Here is a 20,682-nt window from a genome sequence, read left to right as displayed (position 1 = left end):
GCCGCGCTCACGCCATGCGCGGCAGGCTCGCGTGGCGTTCCAGGAACGTCGACACACCCGAGGCCCTGCGGTGCGGGAGCAGCACACGGGCCGTTCCCGCCAGCATGGTCTGGATGCGGGACGACTGGACCTCGCCCAGCAGGTCCAGGACGCGCAGACCGGCGAGGGCGGCCTCGTCGGGGCGGCCGCCGCGCGCGAGGTCGTCGGCGAGTTCGGCCATGTAGAGGGCGATGTTGCGGGTGAAGTGCGGGTCCTGGAGCTCGGCGGCGCGGCGCGCGTGGCGGGCCGCGCGGGGCCAGTCGCCGAGCGTCGACCAGCACTGCGCCTCCAGACCCTCCAGTTCGGCCTCTCCGTAGAAGGTCATCCACTCGGGATCCGTCTCCGAAGGACCCCTTTCGTAGAGCGCCTGCGCGCGAGCCAGTGCCTGTTCGCACCCCGCGCGGTCGGCGAGCCCCGCCCAGCCGCCCGCCTCGCGCAGCGCGAGCAGGGACAGCAGGCGCGGGGAGCCGAGGGGGCGCGCGGCGCGCTGCGCCGCCTGCGCCGCGCGCACGGCCTCGCGCGGGCGCCCCGCGTCGCGCGCGAGAAACGCGGTGTTGCAGAAGGCGTGCGCCTCCAGGCCCGGGTCGCCCGACATCCGGGCGGTGGCGAGCGCCTCCGCGTAGTGCGAACGCGCGTCGTCGAAGCGCCCGGAGTCGTGTGCCAGCCAGCCCACGGAGATGGCCAGTTCGCCCGCGCCCGAGTACAGCCGGTCGGTGGTCGACTGCCGGGTGGTGCCCGCGTCGAGCAGCGCGTACGCCGTGCGCAGCGGGGCCGCCGCGCGCCGGTAGAGGCCGTCGGCCCCGTGCCGGTCGTCGAGCAGCCGGATATTGCGTACGGCCTCTTCGAGGGCGCCCGCCTCGGACGTACCCGCCCGGTGGACGCGCCGTTCCGCGGCCGCGGAACGGCCGCCGAAGGCGACCGCGAAGGGGCCCAGTGAGGCCGCCGCCACGGTGGCGGTGCCTCCAGTCATGAATGCGCGACGTTGCACGTCGCTCTCCTCGTGGTTCTGATCGTGGTCCTCGTACGGGTCGTACGTGTCATGCGTGCCGTGCGGGTCGTACGGGATCTGGATGTGGTGCGGGTCGTGCGGGATCTGCGGGTGGTGCGGATCCGGCGTTTCATACGTCTCGTACGCCCCCTCCATCTCATGCGAGGCGTGCGAAAGGCTCGTGGAGTGCACAGGGGGCGCCTCGTCCGTGTCACGCGCCCCGCGCCCGCGTACCGATGAGCGGGGCGCGAAGCCCAGGTCGGTGAGCGTGCGGCCGGGGAACATGTGCAGGAACACCCGCTCGTACGCGTAGTTGGGACAGCGGATCTCGCCCGCCTCGACGCGCCCGATGTAGCGCGCGTCGCAGCTGACCCGCTCGCCGATCTCGCGCGCGGCCCGCCGCACCGCCGCGGCGAACTCGCCGGGCGAGCGCTGTGCGCGCAGCCGCCGGAAGGCGAGGTTCGGCCGCGGTGGCCGGGGGGAGTGGGACGAGGTCACCGATGACGACGTCATGGCCGGGCCCTCTCTTGCGAACCGTCGAACCATGCCGGACTCAAGGCGAGTTGACCGGGTTGTGCCCAGTAGGTGCCTTGCTTCCGGCGCGGCAAGAACGTACCTGCTGTCACAGCGCCGCCACGCTGGGTTTGGCTACAAACCGGATATCTCATCCACGATCTGCCATGAACTGCCATCCTTTGCGGCGGTGTTCCGCCGTAGCCGTTGACGTCTTGGCGCGTTGAACCCTGCGGACCGGGAGCCGCCCGAACTCCCGACCCACTCGTCATGAGGAGGGGTTCCGTTGGAGGCCGGGATGGAGACCAGGCAGAGCACCGAGTTCCGTACTTCGCTGTCGACCGCGCAGCACCGGCCGTCCCCGGAGTGCAGCGCTCCACCACAGCCGGTCGCCGAGTGCGACCTGGTGACCGTTCCCGCACGGCAGGGGCTGGAGGCGGTCGACATCCTGCGCCGTGGCTCCTGCGACGCCGTCGGACCCGTACTGCATGACGACGGCTGCGACACCCTCGGCTTCCTGGTGCCGCCCGGCACCGCCGACGCCTGGGACGTGCCCGGCAGCATCTGCACACAGACCAACGGCCGCGGCCTCAGCCTGGCCCCGGAACCCCCGGTCGAGGGCTCGGACTGGCTGCTGCCGCCCGGCGAGGCGGACCTCGCCACCGACCCGACCGTGCTGCGGGCCGCGCTGGGCGAGGCGGCCCGGCTGATCGAGGCCGCCGACAACTGCCAGTGAAGTCGGCGGACCGCCGCTGAGCCGACCTGCCTCTACGCCCCGATAATGGCGGGATGGCAAGGGCGAGGAACAAACGGTCGGACGACAAGCGGTCGGACGACGGGCGTGCGGCGGGGCGGGGCGCCCGGCGCGGGCAGGCGTCCGCCGAGGCCGTCGTCGAGCCGGTCGACGGCGGGCTCGCCCAGCTGCTGCCCGACCGGGACCGGGCGCGCGCCTGGACCCTGCTGATCGACGGCGCCCCGCAGTCGCACGTCGACCTCGACGACCCCGCGTACCTGAGCTTCGAGTACCAGCGCCGCCTCGGCCATGTCATCGACCTCGTCGCCCCGCCCGGCAAACCCGTGCACGCCGTGCACCTCGGTGGCGGCGCCCTCACCCTCGCCCGCTACACCGCCGCTACCCGCCCCCGCTCCACGCAGCAGGTCGTCGAACGTGACGCGGCGCTCGTCCAACTGGTCCGCCGCGAGCTGCCCTTGGACCCGAACGCACGCATCAGGGTGCGCTCCATGGACGCCCGCGAAGGTCTCGCCAAGGTGCCCGACGGCTGGGCGGACCTGGTGATCGCGGATGTGTTCAGCGGTGCGCGGACGCCGGCGCATCTGACGTCCGTCGAGTTCGTCACGGACGTACGCAGGGTGGTGAAGGCCTCGGGCGTCTACGCCGCGAACCTCGCCGACGGGCCCCCGCTCGCCCATCTCCGCGGCCAGATCGCCACCGTGGCGACCTCCTTCCCCGAACTCGCCCTGGTCGCCGACCCGACGGTGCTGCGCGGCAAACGCTTCGGGAACGCGGTCCTCGTGGCCTCCGGCCACCCGCTGCCGATCACCGAACTGACCCGCCGCGCGGCCTCCGACCCGCACCCCGGACGCGTCGAACACGGCAAGGAACTCACCGACTTCACCGGAGGCGCGACACCGGTCACGGATGCGGCGGCGGTGGCGTCACCGGCACCGCCGCCGTCGGTGTTCCGCTAGGTCCTGCCTGCATGTCTGCCAGGTTGCCTGCCGTTCCCGTAGACCGGCAGTTGTCGTCAGTAGTCGCCAGTAGTCATCAGTAGGTGCCGATTTCCACGTGCGGCGGGCCGTCGTGCCAGGTGCAGAACACCGACACCCGGTCCGCGCCGGAGGAGAACTCCACACGGATCCACGTCTCCGTCTTCCACACCTGCATCGACCAGCCCGAGCCCGGCGTCGCGGACACCAGCGTCGCGGACGTCTTGCCGAGATCGAAGACCGCCCGGCCGCCGTCGGTGTCGTAACTCTTGATCTGGCCGGACGAGGTGGGCGAGGGGGAGGCGCTCTGGGGCGCCGACTTCGAGGGAGTGGAGGTCGGCTTGCTGGTCGTCGCGGGCGGTTTCGACGCGCTCTTGGACGGCTCGGCCCGCTGCGTCGAGGAGGCGAGCGGCTTCGACTCCTGCGTCGTCGCGTCGCCCGCCGTGATGGGCAGGGCCCGCGGCGGGTCGTACGCCGTTCCGGCCATCACCGTGTGGACACCCCACCACGACAGCGTGACCGCCGCGCCCGTGGCGAGCGACCAAGCCAGTACGTGTACGAGTCCTCTGCGCATCGCGGGCCATACTGCACCACCAGCCCCACGGGTGTCGCACTGCTGCGTCACAGTCGGAGTTGTCCACAGGTGCCGGAACCAGGTTGTCCACAGGCATCGGACGGCATCGCCCGGATGGCGTACGGTGCCGCCCATGGCAAGTGTGCTCGTGGTCGAGGACGACCAGTTCGTACGCTCAGCCCTCATCCGGCATCTGACCGATGCCGCGCACACCGTGCGCAGTGTCGGCACAGCCCTTGAGGCGCTGCGCGAGGTCGCCCATTTCTCCTTCGACGTCGTCATCCTGGACCTCGGTCTGCCCGATCTGGACGGGTCCGAGGCGCTGAAGATGCTGCGCGGAATCACCGACGTCCCGGTGATCATCGCCACCGCGCGGGACGACGAGACGGAGATCGTGCGCCTGTTGAACGACGGTGCGGACGACTACTTGACCAAGCCGTTCTCGGTCGAGCACCTGTCGGCGCGGATGGCGGCCGTGCTGCGTCGCTCCCGGGCGACCGCGGGCGAGGCGCCCCCGTCGACGGTGATCCGGGTCGGCGGGCTCGCCATCGACCCGCTGCGGCGCCAGGCCGAGCTGGACGGCGTACGACTGGATCTCACGCGGCGTGAGTTCGACCTGCTCGCCTTCCTGGCCGGGCGGCCCGGTGTCGTCGTGGCGCGCAAGGAGCTGCTCGCCGAGGTGTGGCAGCAGGCATACGGGGACGATCAGACCATTGACGTCCATCTGTCGTGGCTGCGGCGGAAGTTGGGGGAAACGGCCGCCAGGCCGCGCTATCTGCACACCCTGCGGGGCGTCGGCGTGAAGCTGGAGCCGCCAAGAGTGGAGCCGCCGCTATGAGGTGGGCAGCGGTCGAGGGGCGGGCGTCATGAGGGGGGCGTCGTGAGGTGGGCGCTGGTCAAGGTGTGCGTGGCGGTGACGACCATGGTCGTGGTCGCCTTCGCGGTCCCGCTCGGGCTCGTCATCAAGGAGATGGCCAGGGACCGGGCGTTCTCGAACGCCGAGCGGGAGGCCGCCGCCGTCGCGCCCGCGCTCTCCATCACCACCGACCGGGACCAGCTGGAGCGGGTCGTCGCCTCCGCCGGCTCGGACGAGGGCATGGCCGTGCACATACCGGCGAGTGACGGCGCCAAGGCGGTCGACATCGGGCGGCAGCGCGCCGCAGGCAACGACATCGCGACCACCCGGAAACTGGGCCGGGCCTCTACCGCCGAGGTCCCCGGCGGCTCCGCCCTGCTCCAGCCCGTCGCGCTGAGCTCCGGCATCGCGGTCGTCGAGGTGTACGTCCCCGAGTCCGAGGTCAGCAACGGCGTCGGCACGGCCTGGGCGGTACTCGCCGCGGTCGGCGTCGCGCTCATCATCGGCTCGGTCGCGGTCGCCGACCGGCTCGGCGTACGGATGGTGCAGCCCGCGCAGCGCCTGGTCGAGGGCGCGCACGAGCTGGGGGAGGGGAAGCTGGGGGCCCGGGTGCCCGAGGAGGGGCCGACCGAACTGCGCCTGGCGGCGGTCGCGTTCAACTCCATGGCCGACCAGGTCGTACAACTCCTCGCGAACGAGCGTGAGCTGGCCGCGGACCTGTCCCATCGTCTCCGTACGCCCCTGACCGTCCTGCGCCTCAACACGGCCTCGCTCGGCGACGGACCGGCCGCCGAGCAGACCCGGGCCGCCGTCGCGCAGCTGGAGCGCGAGGTCGACACGATCATCCGGACGGCCCGCGAGGCCAAGCCGCAGACCGCGGCGATAGGTGTCGGTGCCGGGTGCGACGCGTCCGAAGTCGTGCGCGAGCGGATGGACTTCTGGTCGGCGCTCGCGGAGGACGAGGGCCGCAAGGTGCGGGTGGCCGGCGTCGACGGTCCGGTACGCATACCCGTCGCCCGCGCCGACCTGGTGGCCGCGCTCGACGCGCTGCTCGGCAATGTGTTCCGCCATACGCCCGAGGGCACGGCCTTCGCGGTCGATGTGCACAACGGTGAGGACGCGGTGATCGTGCTGGTGTCGGACGCGGGGCGGGGGATCGCGGACCCGGAAGCGGCGATGGCGCGCGGGCGGGGTTCCGGCAGCGACGGGTCCACGGGGCTCGGGCTGGACATCGTGCGGCGGCTCGCGGAGTCGACGGGTGGGGATGTGCGGATCGGTTCGTCCGTGCTGGGCGGCACGGAGGTCCGTATCTGGATCCAGTTGGACGGGCGCGAGCCTCTTCGACGGGGGCACCGGGGGAGGACGGTACGGGGGCGCCGGCGCGGGGCGGGTGTGGGCTGAGGCCCGGTTGTCCGCTGCGCGGCGTCTTCAAGCGGCCGAATTGGTCTCTACCTTTAACCAACCCCGATGCCTTCCTTAAGCGCACCCTAAGATCCTCAACCCCCGTCCGGATGAAGCGGTTTGCCCGATTCCGGATCGCTAGCGTGCTGCCGCACCCACCCCTGGGAATCCCCTGTGGAATCTCATGTGATCCCCCGTGAATCCGCGAAGGCAGGCACGCGATGAGCAGCACGCACCGGCGCAGCAAGGTCAGTGGCAGGAACAAGGCGATAGGCGGCATCGTCGCCGCGGCCGTGGTCGGCGGTGGCGCCTTCCTGTTCACCGGCATCGCGCACGCGGCCGGCGTCGGCGCGGCGTACACCAAGACCAGTGACTGGTCGACGGGTTACACCGCGCAGTACGTCATCACGAACGACAGCGGCCAGGTGAAGGCGGACTGGACGCTGGAGTTCGACCTGCCGACGGGCAGCAAGCTCAGCTCCCTCTGGAACGGCGAGTCCACGGTCAGCGGGCAGCACGTCACCGTGAAGCCGCCGTCCTGGGACAAGGACGGTCTGACGGCCGGCGAGTCCGTCACCGTCGGGTTCGTCGTGAACGGCACCGCGGACCCGACGGGCTGTCTCATCGACAGCGTCAAGTGCTCGGTGGACGACGGCGCGACGCCCGAGCCGAGCGGCCGCCCCACGGAGTCCGCGACCCCGACGGCCACGCCCACCGCGACCGCCACCGCGTCGCAGAGCGCGACCCCGACCGCGACCGCCACGGCCACCGCGACCGCGACCGCGACCGCCTCCCCCTCCCAGAGCTCCGGCAGCGGCAGCACGACGACCGCCGGTTTCGCGCCCTACGTCGACACCTCCCTCTACCCGGCCTTCGATCTGGTCGCCAGCGCCACCGCCACCGGCGTGAAGGACTACAACCTGGCCTTCATCACGGACGGCGGCAGCTGCACGCCCAAGTGGGGCGGTGTGACCGACCTCGCCAGTGACGGGGTGGCGTCGCAGATCGGTGCGCTGCGCGCCAAGGGTGGCGATGTCCGGGTCTCGTTCGGCGGGGCCTCCGGTTCGGAGCTGGCGACGACCTGCTCCTCGGCGGACGCGCTGGCGACGGCGTACGGCAAGGTCGTGGACGCGTACAACCTCACGAAGGTCGACTTCGACGTGGAGGGCGGCGCGCTGCCGAACACCACCGCGAACACGAACCGCGCGAAGGCCATCGCCAAGCTCCAGCAGCAGCACCCGAGCCTGGACGTGTCCTTCACCCTCCCGGTCATGCCGGAGGGCCTGACCCAGGACGGCGTGAACCTGCTGTCCAACGCCAAGTCGAACGGCGTGAACATCTCCACGGTCAACATCATGGCGATGGACTACGGCGCCTCGTACAGCGGTGACATGGGTACCTACGCCGAGCAGGCCGCCACGGCCACGCAGGCGCAGGTCAAGAGCGTGCTCGGGCTGTCGGACAGTGCTGCGTGGAAGGCCGTCGCCATCACTCCGATGATCGGCGTCAACGACGTCTCGTCCGAGATCTTCAAGGTCGACGACGCCTCGCAGCTCGTCACCTTCGCCCAGTCGAAGGGCCTCGGCTGGCTCTCCATGTGGTCCGCGACCCGCGACAAGCAGTGCTCGGGCGGCGCGAAGAACTACGCCGACGCGACGTGCAGCTCGATCGTCCAGGACGACTCCGCCTTCTCGAAGGCCTTCGGCGCCTACAAGTAGGACTTGCAGGACTTTGTCAGCCAGCGCCTACGCGTAGGACCTTGCCAGTCGGCTCCTACGCGCAGGCGGTCCCACCACGGGGGAAGGCGCCCCGGCCGGAAATCCCCCCACCCGGCCGGGGCGCCGATTTACGATTGCCGAATCGCCCATTTGCGATTGCTGATTTCCTTGGAATTCATTCGTTCTCAGTTCTCGTCCTGGAAGCGTTCTTCGACGGTCTCGACCAGAGCGTCGATCAGACCGTCGGGCGAGGGGCTGTAGTGCGGTACGGCCCAGCGTGTGATCCTGGCGTCGATGATCGTGGGCCGGCCGGATTCCAGCGCCGCGCGGAACGCGTCCTCGAATTCGTCGAGTGTTTCCACCCGGTAGCCGTCCGCGCCGCATGCGCGCGCGTAGGACGCGAAGTCCGGGTTCTTGAACTCGACGAGGCCGGATTCGCCGTACGTGACGATCTGGAAGAGCTTGATCAGTTTGAATTCCCCGTCGTTGAAGATGACCCAGATGACAGGGATCTCGTGCTCGACGGCGGTCATCAACTCGAAGCCGGACAGCGAGTAGCAGCCGTCGCCGCAGCCGACGACGACGGTCCGGTCCGGGTGCGCGGCCTTGAGGCCGATGGCTCCGTTGACGTGACCGGCCATCGGTCCGAAGGAACCGGCCTTGCGGAAGTTCTGCCCCTCTTCGAGTTCCACGTAGTACCCGAGCCAGGCCAGGTGGGCGCCCGCGTCGGCGAGCAGAACACCCTTGGGCGGCAGCATCCGGCCGATCGCCTGCGCGAGTTCCCCGGGGTGGATCTTCCCCGGCAGGTGGACGATGTGCCGGGCCTCGTAGTCCTGGCCGTGCACCTTGACCGCGGGCACGGAGCCGACCTTCTTCTCCAGCGCGTCGGTGAGGGCCTTCACGCCCCGGCGCGCGTCGGACAGCAGGGCGTGGTCGGGCCGGTAGGCCTTGTGGAACTCCGTCTCGGAGATGTTCACATGGATGAGCAGCTTGTTGTCGAAGAGGTCTTCGCGGTAGTTGAACGTGGCGTGCTGGTTGAGGGCGTTCCCGATACACAGCACGACGTCGGCCTCGCGGAAGGCCTTCCACGCGCTGGAGTGACCGCTGTCCGCGAAGACGCCCACCGCGAGCGGGTGTCCCTCGGACACGATGCCCTTGCCGTCCAGCGTGGTGAGCAGCGGGATCTGGAACCGCTCGATCAGGTGCTTGATCTCCGGCCCAGCTCCGCTGCGGACGGCCCCGAAGCCGACGAGCGCCACGATCCGCTTCCGCCGCGCGAGCGCATCCGCCAGTACCGACGCGATCTCCTCCACCCGTGCCGGATCGGGCAGGACCGGTGCCACATCGAGCCGGATGGGCCGGAAGTTCTCGACCTTGACGCCGCGCTCGGTCAGGTCCTCGGGTACGTGGATGTGCACCGGCCCGGGCCGTCCGCTGAAGGCGGTGTTGACCGCGTCCTCCAAGACATCGCAGGTGTCGGCGATGTCGGTGAGCCGGATGGACTTCTTGGTCGTGGCCGCGAACATCTTCCGGGAGTCGGGGGTGCCGTTCACGCCCGAGGTCTCGTTGAGGGAGCCGTATCCCTCCCATTTCATCCTCGAGTATCCCGTGACGGCGAGGACCGGATAGGAGTCGGACATCGCCACGGCCAGCCCGGAGAACAGGTTGAACGCGCCGGGTCCCGCCGTCGCGAAACAGAAACCCAGCTGATTCGTGTACATGGCATAGCCGCACGCCATGAAGGACGCGCCCTGCTCATGGCGCGCGATAACCGGCCGGATCTGTTCCGAATTCTTCAGCGCCAGCATCAGCCCGGCCGCGTTCTCTCCGGCACCGCCGAAAGCGGCCTGCACTCCAATGCCTTCCAGTCCCTTGACGATCGCCTCGTAGACCCTCATGGGTTCTCCCTTCGTCAGTGTCACGTCACTTCATCCGTGTCATGTCACTCGGTCGTCCACGGGTTTTCGCGCGCCATTTTCCGTACGGCAACGTTGTTCTACCGGCGCGGTGTCGCCGCGTCCACACAGGTTTGTGTTTCAACAGGAACAGGCCGGTGGAATTCATTCCCGCCACCGTTCCGTCTGGACGGAATCTCGTAGGAGAATCACCCAAACCGTTGTCGCCCGACAGCGCTTGATGGCGCACTCGGACCGCGTTCTGGACCGCACGGGCCCTCTGCCGTGTGCCCCCGCGTACCCACTCTCTACCGCCCGGCGATGGGTGCCGATCACGCCGAATTACTGGACCGCGCCGCCGCGTTCAGCCCGGGTGTCGCGGGTCATGAGCCGGACTCGCCCGGACGACGGCCTGGTCGCCTCGCGGCCCGAAGAGGTGCAGGATCTCTACGGCGCTGGTGTTCGCCGGACCGAACCAGTGCGGTTCCCTCGTGTCGAACTCGGCCACTTCGCCGGGGTGGAGTGTGCAGTCGCGTTCGCCGAGGATGAGGCGTAGTTCGCCGGCGAGGACGTAGAGCCACTCGTAGCCGTCGTGGGTCACGAGTTTTGGCTCGCGGGGAGCCAGCACCTGCTTGAAGACCTGCACGCGGCCCGGGTACTGGGTCAGGGGCACGAGGACGCTGCCGTGGCTTTTGCGCAGGGGCTTGAGGTGTACCCGGGGGTCACCGCTGGCAGGGGCGGCGACCAATTGGTCGAGTGCGATGTGGTGCTCGCGTGCGAGGGGGATGAGCAGGTCCAGGGTCGGGCGCCGCTTGCCCGACTCAAGGCGCGACAGGGTGCTCACCGACAGCCCGGTCGTCGCCGCGAGGGCCTCCAGGGTGAGCCCACGGTCTCGGCGCAGTGTGCGCAGCCGGGGGCCGATGGCGTCGATGATCTGTTCCAGTTCTGCGTTCACAGAGTCCACAGGGTCCAGTTTGCAGCCTTCGCAAATTTGGTGGGCGGCGGTCGTCGTCCGGGCCGAGCCTGGCGGGGCAGGCGCTCAGGCGCTTCCGGACGTGAGAGGTAGACCGTGACCGCGACGACTCAGCCCCATCAGCCCACCCATCCGATCCAACCGGCTCAACCGATTGAGCCCCTTCTGAGCGCGCGCAGGCGCTGGACCGTGCTGGCCGTCTGCTGTCTGAGCATGTTCCTGGTGGGCCTGGACACCACCATCGTCAACGTGGGCCTGCCGGCCATCGGGCGCGGTCTGGGGGTCGGGACCCGGGGTCTCGAATGGACCGTGGACGCCTACACCCTCGTACTGGCGAGTCTTCTGATCTCCTCGGGTGCGCTGGCGGACCGGTTCGGGCGTCGTCGGGTGTTCCAGTCAGGGTTGGCCGTGTTCGGTGCGGCCTCGCTGGTCTGCGCGGTGGCCCCTTCGGTGGGCGTGCTCATCGCGGCCCGTGCCGTTCAGGGGATCGGTGCCTCGATGCTCAGTCCCGTGGCGCTGGCGATCGTGGTGAACGCGATGCCCGACCCGAGGGAGCGGGCGCAGGCGATCGGTGTCTGGGCGTCGGTCTTCGGGCTCAGCATGGCCGCCGGCCCTGTCACGGGCGGCGCCCTCCTCGCCGGCTTCGGCTGGCGGTCGGTGTTCTGGATCAACCTGCCGGTCATCGTGGCCGCCCTCGTACTCAGCGCCGTGTTCGTGCCGGAGTCCCGGGCACAGCGGGCGCGGCGGCTCGACCTCCCGGGCCAGGCGCTGCTGACCGTGGTCATCGGAGTCTCGGTCGGCGTCCTCATCGAGGGGCCGCGCATCGGCTGGGCGTCGCTTCTGGCACTGAGTGCGTACGTCGTCGTTGTCGCGACGGCGGTCGGATTCGTGTGGGTCGAGATCCGTCGGAGTGAGCCGTTGATGGATCCTCGGCTCTTCCGGCGTCCGGTCTTCAGCGGCGCGGTCCTCGGCGCGGTGGCGGTCTTCGTCGCCCTGAACGTGACCCTGCTGCTCAACACCCTCTATCTGCAACACACTCGGGGATGGACGCCGCTGGCCGCCGGGGTGGCGACCTTGCCCATGGCGCTCGGAGCGACCGTCTGCGCACCCTTGTCCGGCCGTCTGGTCGGCCGTACCGGACCGCGGCTGCCGCTCCTCCTGGCCGGCGGCTTCATCACAGTGGGCGGACTCTGCCTGGTCGCACTCGACCAGCACACGAGCGTGCTCCTGCTCCTGCTCGCCTACTTGCTCATCGGCATCGGGTTCGGCTTCGCCAACGCCCCGATCACCAACACCGCGGTGAGCGGACTGCCTCCCGCCCGAGCCGGCGTGGCCGGAGCGATCACGTCCACCGCACGCCAGTTCGGCTCCGCCCTCGGCATCGCCATCGCCGGCGGCCTGGTCGCGGGTACCACCCCGACGGGGCTCGCCCACGCGTCCCGTCCGGGCTGGATCCTGGTCGCCATCTGCGGACTGTCCCTGTTCCTGGTGGCTTACGCATCGCGGCCGAAGGAGGGGCCGACGGAGGGGCCGAAGGACGGCACCATCCGTCCCGCGTCCCCGCAGGGCTAGGGCCTGTCCGGCGGGTCTTGCCGGACAGGCCCCTGGTCCCGAGGAGGGCTCAGCGCTTGAGCATGAAGGTGAAGTCGCCGGAGAGCTTGCCGCTCAGCCGGACTGCCGAAACGAGTTTCCCGTCCGTGATCAGTCTCTCGACCTCGGCCCGTGAAAGACCGCAACCTTCAGCGATCAGTCGCACCGGCCGGACAGGGATCCGCGCCGCAAAGCGGACCGAGACGTCGATCACCTCGCGGTCCAGGTGATCTGATCCGCCGGTGTCGAGGCGCCAGGCGTTGTCCCAGTCGAGGGCGATGCGATTACGGCGCCGCACGACGGGATCCTGGAGCAACTCAGCTGCCAGGTCAGGGTCGTTGTCATGCATCCGGTCGAGCAGCTCAGGTCGTACGGAGCGCACATGCATCCGCTCCAGGACCGTGAGCTTTGTAGTTTCCCCGCAACCAGTGCAGAGCGCGAGGAGCCAGGCGTCGATGAGCTTGTGGTTGGCGTTGACGCGAAATTTACCGCTCGTCCGGAAGCGCTCGGACGCGCACGCGTGGCAACGGCGGAGAACGAGCGGCAGGCAGGTGGGCGCGACCACCCAGTTATTGAGCACAGAAGTACACCGGTTTCAGTGAGAAGACCGCAGCAAAAAGGAGCGCGGCGCACATGCGCGTCGCGCGACGATTCATCGCTTGGGAGGTCTCACACGGTGTACAACGAGACGTCCTTGCCTAGACGACTTGGTTCGGCAGCACGGTAATGGCGCACAGCGGCGCTGCTCCACTGGTTTTCGAGCGCCTCACCGCCTAGGGCGCAGTCGTGACCGACTGCAGGACCCCCAGGACCCACGGCACGTTTTCCTTCTTCGTCACGATGACGACCGGGGTGTCGCCGTCACGGCACTCGATCACCACGCTCTCGGCGGCGTAGTCGCCACCGTGGGGGTCCGTCCAGTAGGGCGGGCGGACGCGTATGGGGATGAGGGTGGAGGGGATCGGGCGGCGGGCGAAGGCGCCGGTCGGGTCGGGGGTGGTCAGGAGGAGGCCGGGAGCTGCTATCAGGTAGCCGCCGCCTCCGGCGCTGTAGCGGCCCTCGCCGAAGACGGAGCCCGGGAAGCACTGCTCAGACGTTGGGACGGACGGCGTCACCTCGATGGTGTCGTCGGCTTTCTGGCGCCGCCGGAGCACGAGCGCGGCCACGGTGCAGCCCAGCAGGACCACACCCGCGGCGACCGCGACGTACTCCAGCGCGGTCCAGATCCCGTGGGTCACGAGGGCCACGACGGCACTGGTCGCGGCGAGCGTCAGTGCGCCCGTCATGGGGAGGCCGAGCTGCCAGGGGGCGCGCAGGGGAGACACCATGGAGCGCCGGGCCCACCAGTACCCGGCCCAGAGCGGAGCCAGGCCGAAGAAACCGATGCCGAGACTCGCGGCCAGGCGGGGCCGGTAGCTGCCGCGCGGGTCGGCGTGCGTGGACAGGCGTCCGGCCGGGAAGTCGACGTACCGGATCTCGCCCCGCCAGAGGGTGACCTTGACGTGGGTTCCGGACCAGGCGGTCGGGGAGTCAGGGATGTGACCGCTGATCCAAGCGCTGTCCTTCTTGCCGCCAGGCTCAGTGACGTACAGCCAGTACGACGCCCCCTTGTGCTTCGTATCCCGCTCGGCGCGGTCTATGCGTGCCGTCACGGTGCGCAGGCAGTCGTCGGAGTCGGAGGCGGAGGCGGAGTCGGAGCCGAAGTCGGAGTCGGACTGCGTCGTAGTGCAGGCGAGGGCTGCCCTGAAGTCCCGCTCCTCGTGCAGCGCGCCGCGCGTGGACACCAGCAGCAGCCACGCCGCGCACAACAGGAGGACGCAGCCGATGGTCGCGGGCCCCCAGACCGACGGGCGGTTTCTGCGAGGGGGTGGAGTATCGGTTTTCCGGGGCGGTGGAGCATCGGATTTCCGAGGCGGTTGCGTGTCGGTTCTCCGGGGCGACGGGTCCTCGTCCTGTACGGGCATCACCGGCCCATTCTGCGCCGACGGTCGCGCCTCCGACCGTGATCGGGCTGACAAGGATGCGTCAAGATGCCGGCGAGGGTCACAGGTTCGTCAAGATCTTTAAGGAGCGGATCCCTTCACGAAAGGGGTGCAGATGTATGTGTGAGGGGAGGGAATGAAGGAGATTTCCCGATACGCGTACAGGGCGCTCCCAACTGCCCCACCGACAGCACTCTGTAGATCCACAGCGGACGAACAGCCGTCGCTCCAGGGCCCGTTGTGCGATCGGCCGACCCCACAAGAGGTGCCGCTACCTTCCGGCCAGCGGTAGTCGATTTCCGGTCGCCGTAAGGGACTTGAGTGAGGGGCATGTGAACAGAGACATTGGGGGGACGCCCGCAGGGCGGACATCCCGGTACAGACGGAGAGCGCAGGCCGCGGGGATGGCGCTGCTGCTCACGGGGCTGGTCGCGGCCACCGACCCGTTCGGGGGCACGGCAGTTCTGACGCAGGCCACAGGAGCCTCATCCACGGCTCCCGGAAACAGCATCACCGCCACCACTCTCGAGGACAGCGGCAGCGAGGGCGCGGCGAAGGCGCTGTCGTTCCTGTCCGAGGACGAACTGGCGCGGCGCAAGGCGAAGTTGAGCGGCGAGCGGGTCGAGCTGACCTCGCAGCGCACCGAGACCTCCACCGTGTACGCGAACCCGGACGGCACGCTGACGGCCGAGAGCTACGCCGGTCCCATCAGGGTCAAGGACGACGGCGGGACGTGGCAGGCCATCGACACGGACCTGTCCGACGCGGGCCCCGCGCTGGAGCCGGAGGCGGCAGCCGCCGACATCGCGGTCTCGGACGGCGGGGACAAGACCCTGGCCTCCGTCTCCGACGGTGATGTTTCCCTGACCATGGGGTGGGAGACGACCCTGCCCACCCCGACGGTGGACGGCGACACCGCCTCGTACGACCTCGGCGACGACCAGACGCTGACGGTCACCGCCCTTAAACAGGGCATCTCCCAGAACGTCGTCCTGGACTCGGCGCCCGACGGCACGCTCTCCTACCGCATCCCCATCACCCTGGACGGGCTCACCCTCTCCCAGGCCGACTCGGGGCACCTGCTGCTGAAGAACGCCGACGGCGATCTGGTGGCCGAGGCCCCGGCGCCGATGATGTGGGACTCGTCCAAGGACCCGGCCTCCGGCGAGTCGCAGCACATCGCCTCCGTGGACACAGACATCGAGACGGCGGGCGACGGCCGGCAGACCCTCGTCCTCACCCCGGACGCGTCCTACTTCGACCAGGACCTGACCTACCCGGTCACCGTCGACCCCACCTCGACGCTCGCCGTCACCACCGACACCTGGGTCGCCACCAACTACACCGACTCGCAGATCTCCTCGGCGGAGCTGAAGTCGGGCACGTACAACGGCGGTGACACGATCGCCCGCTCCTATCTGAAGTTCGATGTCTCGGACTTCGCGGGCACCGACATCCTCGACACCAACCTGGCCCTGTACTCGTACTGGTCCTCGTCCTGCTCCACCTCGGGTTCGGGCACCCAGGTCCGCCGGATCACCTCGTCCTGGTCCTCCTCCACGATCACCTGGGGCAGCGAACCGTCCTCCACCAGCACCGGCGCGGTCACCAGCACGGCCGCCAAGGGCTATTCCGACGACTGCCCGGCCGGCACGGTCAACTTCGACATCGACGACATCGTCCAGGCCTGGGCGGACGGCTCGGCCAACTACGGTCTCAAGATGAAGGGCACCAGCGAGACCGACAGCCTGACCTGGCGTCGCTGGCGTTCGGCGAACTACGTCTCGGGAAGCGACGCCGCGACCGAGCCGCACCTGACCGTGACGTACAACTCGTATCCCAAGACGCCGAGTTCGCTGACCCTCTCGCCGAGCACGACGAGCGGCAGCGAGAAGATCGTCACCTCGGTCAATCCGGTGTTCTCCGCCAAGGTGTCCGACGCGGACTCCGGGGCCAAGGCGCGGGTCCAGTACGCCATCGAGCCGGACCCCGACTACGCCGACACCACGTACACGCTGACCAAGTCCACCGCGTACGTCAGCTCCGGCAAGGCGGCCGCCCTGGCTGTGCCCTCGTCGTCGTCCCTGACCGACGGCACCCACCTGCGTGTCCGGGCCCGCGCCTACGACGGCACCGACTACTCGACGGCCTGGACGTCATGGCAGACGTTCACCGTCGACACCGGCGCCCTGGACATCCCCGACGTCCCGAGCGACTTGCAGACCGGGGCGACCGAGACCACCACACCGCTGCTGACCGGTCTGGTCGGTGCGGTCGGGCAGGAGGCCGTGACCGCCGAGTACGTCCTCTACGACAGCACGGGCGCCGTCGTGGGCGACTCGCCCCTGGGGACGGCCACCGTCGGGAACGGCGAGCGCGCCGCCCTGGTGGTGCCGGAGACCCTCACCGACGGCAGTACGTACAGCTGGAAGATGCGCGCGTGCGTGGGGGACACCTGCTCCTCGTACACGGCGAAGAGCACGTTCACCGTCGATGTGGCCGCGGCGGACGAGGGCGACACGGCGGACACCGTCCCCACAGCGGTCCAGCACCTCGCCACCACGGCCGGTGAGACGGGCGCTCTCGTGACCTGGGAGGCGCCCGAGAACTGGGGTGTCACGGATGAGGACCTGAGCTACACGGTCACCGCCCTCAAGAGCGGCGCCACGGTGTCGACGACGACCACGGACGGCACGTCCGCGGTCATCAAGGGGCTGACCAACGGCACCGCCTACACCTTCAAGGTGACCGCGACCAACAGCGTCGGCACCGGCGCGGCCGCCACCTCCGGCGCCGTGACCCCCGTCGCCGTCACGGGCGGCGCCGCCGTCTACGAGGACGTGGTGCAGGCCTACCTGGAAGCCCAACTCGGCCTGCTCGCCGGTGACTACGCGTCCGCCGACTCCGCCGCGTCCGACAGTGACCAGGGCACGGGCTTCGCGGACGTCCTCGACGCCGAGCAGTCCGACCCACTCGGTGACCGGGCCGTCCTCGGCGACGAGGACTCCGACACCTACGAGCCGGCAGTGACCCTCAGCAACGTGCTCGCCATGCCGTCCGGCACCACCGGCACCGTCACCTTGCGCGCCACGTCCACCCTCACCGACACCGTCGTCGCCGGTGAGGACACGGATGACCCGGACTCCACGGACGAGGCCGAGGAGAGCACCCGGCTCTATACGCTCACGACCGCGAGCACCCCGGTGCTGACCGGCTACCAGGACGCGGCCGCGGCCGAGATCACGGTCAGCGAGTCCGCGGACGCGCTGGCGGTGGCCGACACCTCGACCACGGACGACTCCACCGTGCCCGACGCGATGGAGACGGACGCCGACGGCAACCTCGTCAGCGGCACCGACAGCACCTCCACCACGGCCACGACCGTGTCCGCAGACGCCACCTACGCCGCCGACATCTCCTGGGGCGGTACGGCTGCTTGGGCCCGCGACCACTGGAACTCCAAGCACGACTACGACAACGACTGCACGAACTTCGTCTCCAAGTCGCTGAACCGCGGCGGCGGAATGAAGATGAAGTCCGGCGGGACCCGCTGGACCTACGACGATGACGACTACTGGTGGCGCGACGACAGCAACAGCTGGCCCAAGCGTTCGTACTCCTGGGCCAACGCCTACCACTCGGCCAACTTCATGAGCCGACAGGCCACTTACGCCTGGCACACGAAGAAGAGCCAGGTCAACGTCGGCGACATCATCTACTACAACTGGAACCTGAAGGGCGACGACCACCCCAACGGATTCAAGGGGATCAGCCACGCCTCCGTCGTGACGAAGATCGACTCCCAGGGGAACATCTACATCACGCAGCACAGCACGAACCGCAAGAACTACCGGCTGTCCAAGCAGCGCACAGGAAGCTACAAGAACATGGATGTCTGGATCGTGTCCGTGTTCCCCTGGTACGAGTGATGGAGGGCATCGCATGAAAGAGGTCGGGTTGCTTCGCCTGCCGCCGCGGTGGTCGGTACCGCTCGGAATCGAAGCCGTTCTCGCCGCTGCCACCGCGTACGGTCTCTACGCGCTCAGCGGGCACGTCTACTGTGATCAGGCGACCCAGGACAGCCGGGTCTGGATGGCCGGCGGGGTACTGCTGTCCCTGCCGCTGACCTGGTTCCTCGCGGGCCGCAGCAGCCGGGGCGCCCGTCCCGTCACCTGGCTGCTGATCGCCGTCCGGCTCCTCCTGGCGGCGTTCGTGTTCCTCCTGCTCCAGCCGTACTCGGCGGACTGGTACATGGAGTGTTGAGCGTTTCTCGGCGATAGCGGGGCGCGGAATCCCTCACGGGGTCCGCGCCCCGTTCTCCGTCCCGGCGGCCGGGGCAGCGCGTGAGGTTCCCGGCATCGTGGTTCCTCTCGGGGGAGGGCAGTACTCTGCGGGACGATCACATCTGAGACAGGTTCGTGTTCTTTCCAGGACGGCGGTACGTCTGATGGCCCGCACCCGGCCCTTCGCCCAGCGCGCGGCGATTTCCTTCGGCATGGCCGCGGTGGGGATGACCGTGACCTCGCTCGTCACTCAGCATGAACTGCCGTCGGTTGTTGAGGTTGTGGTCTTCGTCGTCGTCTGGCTCGTCTGCGTCGCCGTGATCGCTCCGGTGGCGCGTCGTCGCGTCAGGGCCGGGCGATCCGACCGGCTTTGAGGGCGCCGAGCAGTCCCGCCAGGGTGTGGGGTGTGGTGGTGGCGATGGCGTGCGGTTCGTCGCTTTCGCGGAGGTGGATGTGGATGTGGCCGGTCGTGGATGCCGCCAGCTCTACGCACTCGCCTTCGCCGCCCGTGCTGAACGACGACTTCTGCCAGACGAGGTGGGGCATGGCGGGTCCTTTCACAGGGCGTACATGACGTGCTGGATGAGGCTTAGCGAGTCGCGTGACTCGTGTGACTCCGGCGCCGATTCCGGGTCGACCGGTGCCAGTGCCAGCTCCGAGAGCCGCTCGAACATTTTCGCGTACTCGTCGAGTTGCTCTCCATCCCCGAGGAAGAGTGAGTTCGTCGGGTGCTCCAAGTAGACCGTGTCGAGTTCGGGTGCTCCTCCGCCGAAGAGGACGAAGGAGCGGGTATGTGCGGAGTAGACACCGGCTTCGAAGGGGTAGACCTGAACGGTCACGTTGGGTAGCCGGGAGACCTCCATCAGCCGCAGCAGTTGCCTACGCATGACCGCCGGGCCTCCCACTTGGGTATGGAGCGCGGACTCATGGATGACGGCACGGTACGTGACTGGTGATTCGCCGGTCAGTACGCGCTGGCGGGCCAGGCGGAACTCGGCATAGCGGTCTGCGCGTTGTGGGTCTGCCTCCGTGGCGGCGAGTACCGCGCGGGCGTAGTCCTCGGTCTGCAGCATGCCGGGGATGACCAGTGGTCCGTGTGTCCGGAGCGCCGTGGATCGGGATTCGAGTTCGGCAAGGTCCCGAGCCGCCGGGCCAATCGTGTCGCTGAACGCGTCCCACCAGCCCTTCCCGCTCGCCTGGGCCATGCTCATCAGCTCGTCGAAGTACGGTCCCGGCGGGCAGCCGAACTCGCGGAGCAACTTGTAGAGCCGGTTGTGCGAGACGTTGAGCCGTCCGGCCTCGATGTGGCTGACCCGTGAGCGCTCGCCCTCCAGCAGCGCGGCGGCGGCGTCGCTCGACATCCGTGCGCGCAGCCGGAGTTTGCGCAGCTCGACGCCCAGACGTCGCTGACGTTCGCTGGGGCTGCTCCGTGGTGGCATGGTCCCTCCCTGTGGCCGTGCGCAGTGTGCCGTGATCGCGACCGCGGCGTCGACCCGTTGCTTGCGAGGTCACCCACACGGGTCGTAAATCGCGTTCACGATTGAACCCGGCTCACAACTGACCGTACCGTCGAAGCACATCACCCACCCCGCGCCCCACGAGGAAGTACCCCCACCCTCAACCCAGTTGAGGCCAGGACCTGGTCACCGCGTACGCGCCCCGAACCCCAAGGAGAACCCCACCGTGGAGGACCCCCCACCCCCCACCGACGTCTCCCTCGTCTTCCCGCCCCACCCCGTCTGGGTCCGCGCCGCCCGTGAAACCATCCGCACCCTCCTCGCCGCCTCACACCGCCCCGAACTAACCGACACCGCAGTTCTGTTGACATCAGAAGCGGTCACCAACGCCATCAACGCCTGTGTGAGCAAGGGCTGCACAACCCCCGTCACCCTCCACGCCGGCTGGACCGACCCGCACCGCCTCCGCGTCCTCGTGCACGACGAAGCCCCCGGTTTCCCCAACTGCCGTACCGCCAGACCCGACGACGAGGACGGCCGCGGCATACAGCTCATCTCGTACGGCGCCGACGCCTGGGGCGTGTGCACGCATGGGCCCGGCCGGGGCAAGGCGACCTGGTTCGAGCTGGGGCGTGATGGTTCGCGCAATGCACCCACCACCATTGGATAGTTGGACTACCTTCCT

The 20,682-nt window shown here is 69.2% G+C and carries 18 protein-coding genes; 10 read left to right on the top strand and 8 right to left on the bottom strand.

The genetic code is table 11. The features are described from left to right. Nucleotides 1-7: 7 nt before the first annotated feature. The gene (locus tag OG975_RS17820) at nt 8-1,540 is read right to left on the bottom strand and encodes a hypothetical protein (protein WP_406330267.1); all 1,533 of its coding nucleotides are present in this window, start codon (nt 1,538-1,540) and stop codon (nt 8-10) included. A 298-nt stretch (nt 1,541-1,838) separates the two neighbouring features. Between OG975_RS17820 and OG975_RS17815 the strand changes: the two genes are divergently transcribed. Together OG975_RS17815 and OG975_RS17810 are read left to right on the top strand one after the other, a co-directional pair. Continuing rightward, the gene (locus tag OG975_RS17815; RefSeq protein WP_406330266.1) at nt 1,839-2,276 is read left to right on the top strand and encodes a hypothetical protein; all 438 of its coding nucleotides are present in this window, start codon (nt 1,839-1,841) and stop codon (nt 2,274-2,276) included. Between the two features lie 53 nt (nt 2,277-2,329). Beyond that, on the top strand, nt 2,330-3,250 hold the full coding sequence (locus OG975_RS17810) for a spermidine synthase (RefSeq protein ID WP_406330265.1): 921 nt from the start codon (nt 2,330-2,332) through the stop codon (nt 3,248-3,250). 76 nt (nt 3,251-3,326) lie between these two features. Here the strand turns inward: OG975_RS17810 and OG975_RS17805 are convergent, their stop codons facing one another. Beyond that, nucleotides 3,327-3,842: a hypothetical protein gene (locus OG975_RS17805; RefSeq protein WP_406330264.1), complete on the bottom strand. Its 516-nt coding sequence runs from the start codon at nt 3,840-3,842 to the stop codon at nt 3,327-3,329. A gap of 133 nt (nt 3,843-3,975) precedes the next feature. Between OG975_RS17805 and OG975_RS17800 the strand changes: the two genes are divergently transcribed. The 3 genes from OG975_RS17800 to OG975_RS17790 all read left to right on the top strand — a co-directional run bounded on the left by OG975_RS17800 (nt 3,976) and on the right by OG975_RS17790 (nt 7,817). Beyond that, a complete protein-coding gene (locus tag OG975_RS17800) occupies nt 3,976-4,680 on the top strand; it encodes a response regulator transcription factor (protein WP_330304805.1) in 705 nt (234 codons plus the stop codon). A gap of 42 nt (nt 4,681-4,722) precedes the next feature. Beyond that, a complete protein-coding gene (locus tag OG975_RS17795; RefSeq protein WP_406330263.1) occupies nt 4,723-6,099 on the top strand; it encodes a sensor histidine kinase in 1,377 nt (458 codons plus the stop codon). A 221-nt stretch (nt 6,100-6,320) separates the two neighbouring features. Further along, nucleotides 6,321-7,817 carry a cellulose binding domain-containing protein gene (locus OG975_RS17790; RefSeq protein ID WP_406330262.1) on the top strand — a complete coding sequence of 499 codons (1,497 nt, stop codon included), beginning with the start codon at nt 6,321-6,323 and terminating at the stop codon, nt 7,815-7,817. Nucleotides 7,818-8,002: 185 nt separating this feature from the next. Here the strand turns inward: OG975_RS17790 and OG975_RS17785 are convergent, their stop codons facing one another. Both OG975_RS17785 and OG975_RS17780 read right to left on the bottom strand, forming a co-directional pair. Further along, the gene (locus tag OG975_RS17785) at nt 8,003-9,715 is read right to left on the bottom strand and encodes a thiamine pyrophosphate-binding protein (RefSeq protein WP_406330261.1); all 1,713 of its coding nucleotides are present in this window, start codon (nt 9,713-9,715) and stop codon (nt 8,003-8,005) included. A gap of 361 nt (nt 9,716-10,076) precedes the next feature. Beyond that, complete coding sequence (locus OG975_RS17780; RefSeq protein ID WP_406330260.1) at nt 10,077-10,676, bottom strand: helix-turn-helix domain-containing protein; 600 nt, start codon at nt 10,674-10,676, stop codon at nt 10,077-10,079. 105 nt (nt 10,677-10,781) lie between these two features. Between OG975_RS17780 and OG975_RS17775 the strand changes: the two genes are divergently transcribed. Continuing rightward, on the top strand, nt 10,782-12,257 hold the full coding sequence (locus OG975_RS17775; RefSeq protein WP_406330258.1) for an MFS transporter: 1,476 nt from the start codon (nt 10,782-10,784) through the stop codon (nt 12,255-12,257). A gap of 49 nt (nt 12,258-12,306) precedes the next feature. Here OG975_RS17775 and OG975_RS17770 read toward each other — a convergent pair whose 3' ends face one another. Then, nucleotides 12,307-12,855, bottom strand: coding sequence for a DUF1062 domain-containing protein (locus tag OG975_RS17770; protein ID WP_406330257.1), 549 nt, complete (start codon nt 12,853-12,855; stop codon nt 12,307-12,309). 193 nt (nt 12,856-13,048) lie between these two features. Next, complete coding sequence (locus OG975_RS17765; protein ID WP_406330256.1) at nt 13,049-14,059, bottom strand: hypothetical protein; 1,011 nt, start codon at nt 14,057-14,059, stop codon at nt 13,049-13,051. Between the two features lie 602 nt (nt 14,060-14,661). On the opposite strand from OG975_RS17765, the gene OG975_RS17760 reads away from it, so the two are divergent. From OG975_RS17760 to OG975_RS17750, 3 genes are all read left to right on the top strand, one after another. Continuing rightward, entirely contained in the window at nt 14,662-18,186 is a 3,525-nt protein-coding gene (locus tag OG975_RS17760) for a DNRLRE domain-containing protein (RefSeq protein ID WP_406330255.1), read from the top strand. 13 nt (nt 18,187-18,199) lie between these two features. After that, entirely contained in the window at nt 18,200-18,520 is a 321-nt protein-coding gene (locus tag OG975_RS17755; RefSeq protein ID WP_406330254.1) for a hypothetical protein, read from the top strand. Nucleotides 18,521-18,704: 184 nt separating this feature from the next. Next, entirely contained in the window at nt 18,705-18,914 is a 210-nt protein-coding gene (locus OG975_RS17750) for a hypothetical protein (protein WP_406330252.1), read from the top strand. On the opposite strand, the gene OG975_RS17745 is transcribed toward OG975_RS17750, so the two are convergent. Both OG975_RS17745 and OG975_RS17740 read right to left on the bottom strand, forming a co-directional pair. Further along, nucleotides 18,886-19,086 (bottom strand): DUF397 domain-containing protein, encoded by a 201-nt coding sequence (locus tag OG975_RS17745; RefSeq protein ID WP_406330251.1) that lies wholly within the window; start codon nt 19,084-19,086, stop codon nt 18,886-18,888. The two genes, OG975_RS17750 and OG975_RS17745, sit on opposite strands and share 29 nt — an antisense overlap. A gap of 11 nt (nt 19,087-19,097) precedes the next feature. Beyond that, on the bottom strand, nt 19,098-19,979 hold the full coding sequence (locus OG975_RS17740; RefSeq protein ID WP_406330250.1) for a Scr1 family TA system antitoxin-like transcriptional regulator: 882 nt from the start codon (nt 19,977-19,979) through the stop codon (nt 19,098-19,100). 244 nt (nt 19,980-20,223) lie between these two features. Between OG975_RS17740 and OG975_RS17735 the strand changes: the two genes are divergently transcribed. Beyond that, nucleotides 20,224-20,667: an ATP-binding protein gene (locus OG975_RS17735; RefSeq protein ID WP_406330249.1), complete on the top strand. Its 444-nt coding sequence runs from the start codon at nt 20,224-20,226 to the stop codon at nt 20,665-20,667. Nucleotides 20,668-20,682: the final 15 nt, after the last annotated feature.

This window comes from Streptomyces sp. NBC_00203 (assembly GCF_045206325.1).
GTDB lineage: Bacteria > Actinomycetota > Actinomycetes > Streptomycetales > Streptomycetaceae > Streptomyces > Streptomyces lutosisoli.
The sequence above is the reverse complement of the archived record's forward strand: the minus strand, read 5'-3'. Positions and strand labels throughout refer to the sequence as shown.